General features: G+C 46.8%; 4 protein-coding genes. 1 reads left to right on the forward strand and 3 read right to left on the reverse strand.

All coding sequences use genetic code 11. The annotated features are described in order from the left end of the window. Positions 1 to 16: 16 nt before the first annotated feature. Positions 17 to 2,008 carry a hypothetical protein gene (locus dnm_RS16400; protein WP_207677995.1) on the reverse strand — a complete coding sequence of 664 codons (1,992 nt, stop codon included), beginning with the start codon at positions 2,006 to 2,008 and terminating at the stop codon, positions 17 to 19. Between dnm_RS16400 and dnm_RS16405 the strand changes: the two genes are divergently transcribed. Further along, positions 1,984 to 4,104, forward strand: a complete 2,121-nt coding sequence (locus dnm_RS16405) for a chemotaxis protein CheA (protein ID WP_207677996.1) — start codon at positions 1,984 to 1,986, stop codon at positions 4,102 to 4,104. The two genes, dnm_RS16400 and dnm_RS16405, sit on opposite strands and share 25 nt — an antisense overlap. 475 nt (positions 4,105 to 4,579) lie before the next feature. Here the strand turns inward: dnm_RS16405 and dnm_RS16410 are convergent, their stop codons facing one another. Next, positions 4,580 to 5,446 (reverse strand): diguanylate cyclase, encoded by an 867-nt coding sequence (locus dnm_RS16410; RefSeq protein ID WP_207677997.1) that lies wholly within the window; start codon positions 5,444 to 5,446, stop codon positions 4,580 to 4,582. 221 nt (positions 5,447 to 5,667) lie between these two features. Further along, complete coding sequence (locus dnm_RS16415; protein ID WP_207677998.1) at positions 5,668 to 7,431, reverse strand: PAS domain S-box protein; 1,764 nt, start codon at positions 7,429 to 7,431, stop codon at positions 5,668 to 5,670. Between the last annotated feature and the right edge of the window lie 54 nt (positions 7,432 to 7,485).

Genomic DNA, 7,485 nt, shown 5'->3' on the forward strand with positions numbered 1-7,485 from the left:
AGTCAGGGCAGGCCGGTCAGACCCTGTAAGGCCGGTATGTTTGTAGCAGTTCCGGAGTGCGAAAAAGCATTTTTCGCAGGCGCAAAAATATAATTTTTGCACTCCGGAGCCGCTTAGAGCGGTATATTTGTAGCAGCAGCTCCGGAGTGCGAAAAAGCATTTTTCGCAGGCGCAAAAATATAATTTTTGCACTCCGGAGCCGCTTAGAGCGGTATATTTGTAGCAGCAGTTCCGGAGTGCGAAAAAGCATTTTTCGCAGGCGCAAAAATATAATTTTTGCACTCCGGAGCCGCTTAGAGCGGTATATTTGTAGCAGCAGTTCCGGAGTGCGAAAAAGCATTTTTCGCAGGCGCAAAAATATAATTTTTGCACTCCGGAGCCGCTTAGAGCGGTATATTTGTAGCAGCAGTTCCGGAGTGCGAAAAAGCATTTTTCGCAGGCGCAAAAATATAATTTTTGCACTCCGGAGCCGCTTAGAGCGGTATATTTGTAGCAGCAGTTCCGGAGTGCGAAAAAGCATTTTTCGCAGGCGCAAAAATATAATTTTTGCACTCCGGAGCCGCTTAGAGCGGTATATTTGTAGCAGCAGTTCCGGAGTGCGAAAAAGCATTTTTCGCAGGCGCAAAAATATAATTTTTGCACTCCGGAGCCGCTTAGAGCGGTATATTTGTAGCAGCAGTTCCGGAGTGCGAAAAAGCATTTTTCGCAGGCGCAAAAATATAATTTTTGCACTCCGGAGCCGCTTAGAGCGGTATATTTGTAGCAGCAGTTCCGGAGTGCGAAAAAGCATTTTTCGCAGGCGCAAAAATATAATTTTTGCACTCCGGAGCCGCTTAGAGCGGTATATTTGTAGCAGCAGTTCCGGAGTGCGAAAAAGCATTTTTCGCAGGCGCAAAAATATAATTTTTGCACTCCGGAGCCGCTTAGAGCGGTATATTTGTAGCAGCAGTTCCGGAGTGCGAAAAAGCATTTTTCGCAGGCGCAAAAATATAATTTTTGCACTCCGGAGCCGCTTAGAGCGGTATATTTGTAGCAGCAGTTCCGGAGTGCGAAAAAGCATTTTTCGCAGGCGCAAAAATATAATTTTTGCACTCCGGAGCCGCTTAGAGCGGTATATTTGTAGCAGCAGTTCCGGAGTGCGAAAAAGCATTTTTCGCAGGCGCAAAAATATAATTTTTTGCACTCCGGAGCCGCTTAGAGCGGTATATTTGTAGCAGCAGTTCCGGAGTGCGAAAAAGCATTTTTCGCAGGCGCAAAAATATAATTTTTGCACTCCGGAGCCGCTTAGAGCGGTATATTTGTAGCAGCAGTTCCGGAGTGCGAAAAAGCATTTTTCGCAGGCGCAAAAATATAATTTTTGCACTCCGGAGCCGCTTAGAGCGGTATATTTGTAGCAGCAGTTCCGGAGTGCGAAAAAGCATTTTTCGCAGGCGCAAAAATATAATTTTTGCACTCCGGAGCCGCTTAAAGCGGTATATTTGTAGCAGCAGTTCCGGAGTGCGAAAAAGCATTTTTCGCAGGCGCAAAAATATAATTTTTGCACTCCGGAGCCGCTTAGAGCGGTATATTTGTAGTAGCAGCAAGAGCGGTATATTTGTAGTAGCAGTTCCGGAGTGCGAAAAAGCATTTTTCGCAGGCGCAAAAATATAATTTTTGCACTCCGGAGCCGCTTAGAGCGGTATATTTGTAGCAGCAGTTCCGGAGTGCGAAAAAGCATTTTTCGCAGGCGCAAAAATATAATTTTTGCACTCCGGAGCCGCTTAGAGCGGTATATTTGTAGCAGCAGTTCCGGAGTGCGAAAAAGCATTTTTCGCAGGCGCAAAAATATAATTTTTGCACTCCGGATACGCTTGGAACTGCCTAAGTCAGCAGCATTGCCCGCCAGGCATGATGAATGGCAAAGATATCGTCCCCATGTGGCGTTACCGGCCTCCCCCGGATCCGTTATCGTCAGAAAAAATATGATAAATGAGGTATTAGCCAATGAAAGAAATATATAAAGAAACATATCTCCAGGAGGCTGAGGAACACTTAGCCAGTATTGAAGAAGCCATATTGGATATCGAGGATAATCCTGATGATAAAGAGAGCATTAATCGCCTTTTTCGTGCAATTCACACCATCAAAGGATCCGGTGCCATGTTCGGATTTGATGATATCGCCGGCTTTGCCCATCACCTGGAAACTGTTCTTGAAAAAGTTCGTAAAGGGATTCTGCCCGTAACCAGCCAGCTTATTGATTTGGTTCTTGCCTCACGGGATCAGATAAAGATTATGCTGGATGCCACCCACGGAGGAGCCGAAGCAGATATTGAACTCAGCGGCAAGATAATTGGCGCTCTGGAATACCTGCTGTCGGAAGCGGAAAATGTCGGCGATTCTGACCTGAAAAGCGTCTCTTCTCTAAAAAACAGCAAAAAAGATGAAATGACCTGTCGCATCAGATTTCACCCCAAACCTGATATTTTCGAATCCGGCACGGAGCCTGCTCTGCTTTTGGAAGAGCTTCGGAACTTCGGAGAATATAATATTGTGGCGCATACACATAAGATTCCACAGCTAAAAGATATTAATCCTGAATTATGCTACATCCATTGGAATATCATTCTGACCACTTGTAAAGAACTTGATATGATTAAGGATGTATTTATTTTTGTTGAGGACAGGTGTGACTTGAAAATTGATCTTATTGACACGCAATTCACCACAAACAATGTGGAAAGTCATAAAAGGGTCGGTGAGATTCTTATTGACCGGGGGGATCTGTCGTCTGATGAACTCATAAAGGCATTGAATATCCAGAAACGGGTCGGCGAGATACTGATAGAGAACAGGGCCATTGATCAGGACGCAGTTGATGCGGCGCTGATTGAACAGGAGCATGTCAGACAAATCAGAAAAAAACGCCGCGAAGCTGTCTCATCTTCGAGTATCAGAGTGGCCGCGGATAAGCTTGACAATCTTATAAACCTTGTGGGAGAACTGGTGATCACCCAGGCGCGTCTGACCCAGGTCTCTTCTGACATAGATAATATCGAATTGGCAAATCCTGTGGAAGAAATAGAGCGGCTGACGGTTGAGCTCCGAGACTGTGCGCTCAACATGCGTATGGTCCCTATCGGAACCACTTTTGGCAAATTCAGACGCCTGGTACGCGACCTGTCCGCGGAACTTGGAAAAGAGATCAACCTGGTCACTGAAGGGGGGGAGACTGAGCTGGATAAAACCGTTATCGAACGTCTCAGCGATCCCCTTGTTCATCTGATCCGAAACAGTATTGATCACGGTATCCGATCACCGAAAGAGCGGGAACACTTTGGAAAGCCCCGGACCGGAAACATTTACCTGACAGCAGCTCACCGGGGTGCCAAAGTGTTCATCACCATCAGAGACGACGGCATGGGGATAGACCCGGAAATTGTCCGGGCAAACGCGGTGGAAAGCGGCCTGATTTCAAAGAATGCGGAGCTTTCACAGGAAGAGATATTTTCACTGATCTTTGCCCCTGGTTTTTCCACTGCCAGCCAGGTGACAGATGTATCCGGCCGGGGCGTGGGATTAGATGTCGTGAAACGGAAGATAGATTCTCTGGGAGGAACCATTCAGATCAGCAGCGAAAAAAAACGGGGAACTACCATCAGTTTGTCTATGCCTCTGACATTGGCCATTATAGAGGGCTTGCTGGTAGAGGTGGACGGAACCAGTTTTATTCTGCCCCTCTCTCTTATTAATGAATGTACAGAACTGACAGACACTCATATTGAAAAAGCCCGCGGCAGAAATGTGATTTCAGTGAGAGGAAAATTGCTTCCTTTTCTCCGTCTGCGTGAGACATTTGCCATCTCCGGAACAAAACCCCGCATAGAACAGGTTGTCATCACAGAAGTTGAAAATTTTCGGGTGGGGATTGTTGTGGATGAAATCATTGGCAATCTCCAGACGGTCATTAAACCGCTTGACAAGGTGTACCGTGAAGCCAAAGGCGTTTCCGGCGCAACAATTATGGGAGACGGAAGGGTGGCCCTTATCCTGGATGTTCCGGGATTAATCCGCTATACGGAGAAAGAAGAGGAAAAGAATATCAGGAACGCATATGAGAGGTGAAACTGTCTGATTTTGAACCACAGATTTACACGGATTATACGGATTTCTCAGATTGAAAAAATCCATTAGGCGGGCAAGTTGGTTCGTAGTTCCGCCTTTAGGCGGGCAAGTTGGTTCGTAGTTCCGCCTTTAGGCGGGCAAGTTGGTTCGTAGTTCCGCCTTTAGGCGGGCAAGTTGGTTCGTAGTTCCGCCTTTAGGCGGGCAAGTTGGTTCGTAGTTCCGCCTTTAGGCGGGCAAGTTGGTTCGTAGTTCCGCCTTTAGGCGGGCAAGTTGGTTCGTAGTTCCGCCTTTAGGCGGGCAAGTTGGTTCGTAGTTCCGCCTTTAGGCGGGCAAGTTGGTTCGTAGTTCCGCCTTTAGGCGGGCAAGTTGGTTCGTAGTTCCGCCTTTAGGCGGGCAAGTTGGTTCGTAGTTCCGCCTTTAGGCGGGCCGGCACCGCCTAAAGGCGGAACTACGAACTTTGCAAAAGCTTCAATGCTTATGTAGCGACAACAACCTTGTTACGCCCCATCTGCTTACCCCGGTAAAGGGCCCTGTCAGCAGTTTCTACCAAATCAGACTCATCATCCCTCATGGAGGCCACCCCGAAGCTGGCGGTGATATGTCCCACTTGCGGAAAATGATGTCTTTCGATTCTCTGACGAAGGCTTTCAGCTAATATATTAGCCCCTTTCATATCTGTTTCCGGAAGCAGAATTGCCATTTCCTCTCCTCCCCATCGTGCAGGCAGATCAGCATCCCGGGTATCTTCCCGTAAGAACCTTGCGACCTCCTGGAGAACCATATCACCGGCTTTATGCCCAAAGGTATCGTTGACTTTCTTAAAGTGGTCCAGGTCAATGAGAATCAGTGAAAACGAGTGATTGTACCGCCTGAATTTCGCTTTTTCCTGTTGTAGAAAGGCATCAAAGACTCGCCGGTTGTAAAGCCGGGTGAGTGAATCAAAGGTGGCATCCAGCTTTTCTTTCATCAGACGGACTCCCCTTCGGACACGCGCCAGCAGTATCGTGGGATTAAACGGTTTCGCCACATAATCATCCGCGCCGATATCCAGCCCCGCGACCTCATCTTCCGCACTGTTTTTCGCGGTAAGCATAATCACATAAATGAAATTATATTTATAATTACTCTTAAGTCGCCGACACACTTCCAGACCGTCCATCTTGGGCATCATCAGGTCCAGCAGAATCAAATCTGGAAGCCACTCGAAAACCTTTTGAATCGCGGCCTCTCCGTCCTCTGCCATAGTCACGGCGTATTCTTCTTTGGAGAGAATCCGCCGCAGAACATTACAGATATTCTTGCTGTCATCCACAACCAAAATTTTGGGCTTGTTTTTCATCATGATTCTCTGTCTCCTCACTCCTTAACGATTAAAGATTTTTTTGAAACAAGAATTCGGAGGCTATGGCCGCCGTCCCATCTGAGTCCGAGAGCAAGTTATCCCACCCCTCACTCACTGGCTGTAATTCGGGGAAAAACACCCAAAACAGTTCAATACATTGTTTTCGTAAAAGGAGAACCAGAGGAATGTCTGAGTATGTCCAAAAATGAGACCCTCTCATCTTATCCCTCCTTGGCTAAAGGAATCATAAATTTGAAGACGGTCCCTTCATTCAATTTGCTTTCCACTGAGATTTCACCGCCATGCAATTCAACAAGGCGTCTGGTTATGGCCAGTCCCAGACCGGTCCCCGAGGCATTACGTGTTGAAGAACTGTCAACCTGTCGAAAAACATCGAAAATATGCGGCAGGTCTTCGTCACACATCCCGCAGCCTGTGTCTCGGACGTTAAAACACGCCATGTTTTGGTATGGAAACGCCCGGACAGTAATACTGCCTTTATCCGTAAATTTGACCGCGTTGCCAAGCAAATTGAGAAGTATCTGCTTCATTCGCACCGGATCAGCTTTGATTCTCATATTTTCAGTTTGTGTTTCAATAACAAGTCCTTTTTGGCTGGCCAGCGGTTTTATGGTTGCAGCGGCTTCTTCTATGATCAGCGGAACAGAGAGGTTTTCCGAATTTAGCTGCATCTTATCTGCCTCGATTTTGGAGATATCCAGAAGATCATTAATGAGTGTGAGCAAATGCTGGCCGTCTTCTTCAATATCCCGGGCGATTTCAGCAATCTCTTCAGACTCCGGCATATTCTTAGAATCCGTCAGCAGCGGCGTATTTCCCAATATTACTGTGAGAGGGGTTCGTAATTCATGGCTGATGACATTGATAAACTCGGATTTGATGCGGTTGGACGCCTCAGCCGCCTCCTTGGCCGCGATGAGCGACATTTCCGCGTCTTTTCGGTTTGTAATATCGGTCAGCACACCGACAAACATCCGCTTGTTACCAATGGACATTTCATTGACAGCAAGCTCCAGAGGAAAAGATGATCCGTCTTTGCGCCTTCCTTCAATCTCACGACCAATACCAATAACCTTTTTTTCGCCTGTTCGCAAATAGTTCTGAATGTACTTGTCATGATTGCTGTGATATGGTTCAGGCATCAGGATGCTGATATTATGGTCAATAACCTCCTCGGCCGAATAGCCGAAAATTCTTTCCGCAGCCGGGTTAAAATCTTGTATAATTCCTTTCTCATCAATGGTGACGATGCCGCTGGCAAGCATCACCAGAATGGTACGATTTTTTATTTCGCTTTCTCGCAGTGATTCCTCGGCCCTTAATCGCTTCTGATCCCATCGGAATGCCTGGGTGATATTGCCGCAAGTGGTAAGAAAAGGCTGTAAAAATCGAATAAGATTCTCATCATAGCCCCCGGGACGGTTCGCAATACCGACAATGCCAACAAATTCTTTGCCTGAAAAAAAAGGAAGCCCTAAAAATGAGTTCAGAGACGGATGTCCCCCGGGCCGTCCTCCGGATCGGGGATCATTGTCAGGATCGTTTGATATGACCGGTCTGGCTGTGGTCAGCACGGCCCCGAAGAGTGTTTTCAGATTGCGAAACTCCAGATCGGCAGGCACATTTTCTTTGTAAAATCTTCTGGTCTCCTCGTTCTCGGAAATATTGCTAATAGCGTGCATCTTGAGATAAACCGAATCCGCAGGATCATACAACACTTCGCCAATAAATCCATATTCACTGTCAGTAATAAAAAGAAGATTCTCAAGAAGTTTGCCAAAAAGTTCAGAAGGTTTTGTATTGGTAATAAATTCGCACTGGGCTTTTGTTATGGCCTGAAGAAGCCTGTTGGTCAATTCCGGCGACCTTTCGCACGCTTCGGCGCAGTCCTCCTCATACTCGATATATGGTTCTTTATCTGATTTGGGGACGGTGAAATTACCGTCAGTAATTTGGCCGCTCATATTCAGGTTTCTCCTTGTTCCCCTCTTCGCAGTTCTTTCTCTCAAAGGAACAAA

It is taken from the genome of Desulfonema magnum (genome assembly GCF_017377395.1).
GTDB lineage: Bacteria > Desulfobacterota > Desulfobacteria > Desulfobacterales > 4be13 > Desulfonema_C > Desulfonema_C magnum.

Bases quoted from the DNA above. Each gene is read 5' to 3' on its own strand.
- dnm_RS16405 (WP_207677996.1), top strand. From the start codon at position 1,984: ATGAAAGAAATATATAAAGAAACATATCTCCAGGAGGCTGAGGAACAC.
- dnm_RS16400 (WP_207677995.1), bottom strand. From the start codon at position 2,008: ATGTTTCTTTATATATTTCTTTCATTGGCTAATACCTCATTTATCATA.
- dnm_RS16410 (WP_207677997.1), bottom strand. From the start codon at position 5,446: ATGATGAAAAACAAGCCCAAAATTTTGGTTGTGGATGACAGCAAGAAT.
- dnm_RS16415 (WP_207677998.1), bottom strand. From the start codon at position 7,431: ATGAGCGGCCAAATTACTGACGGTAATTTCACCGTCCCCAAATCAGAT.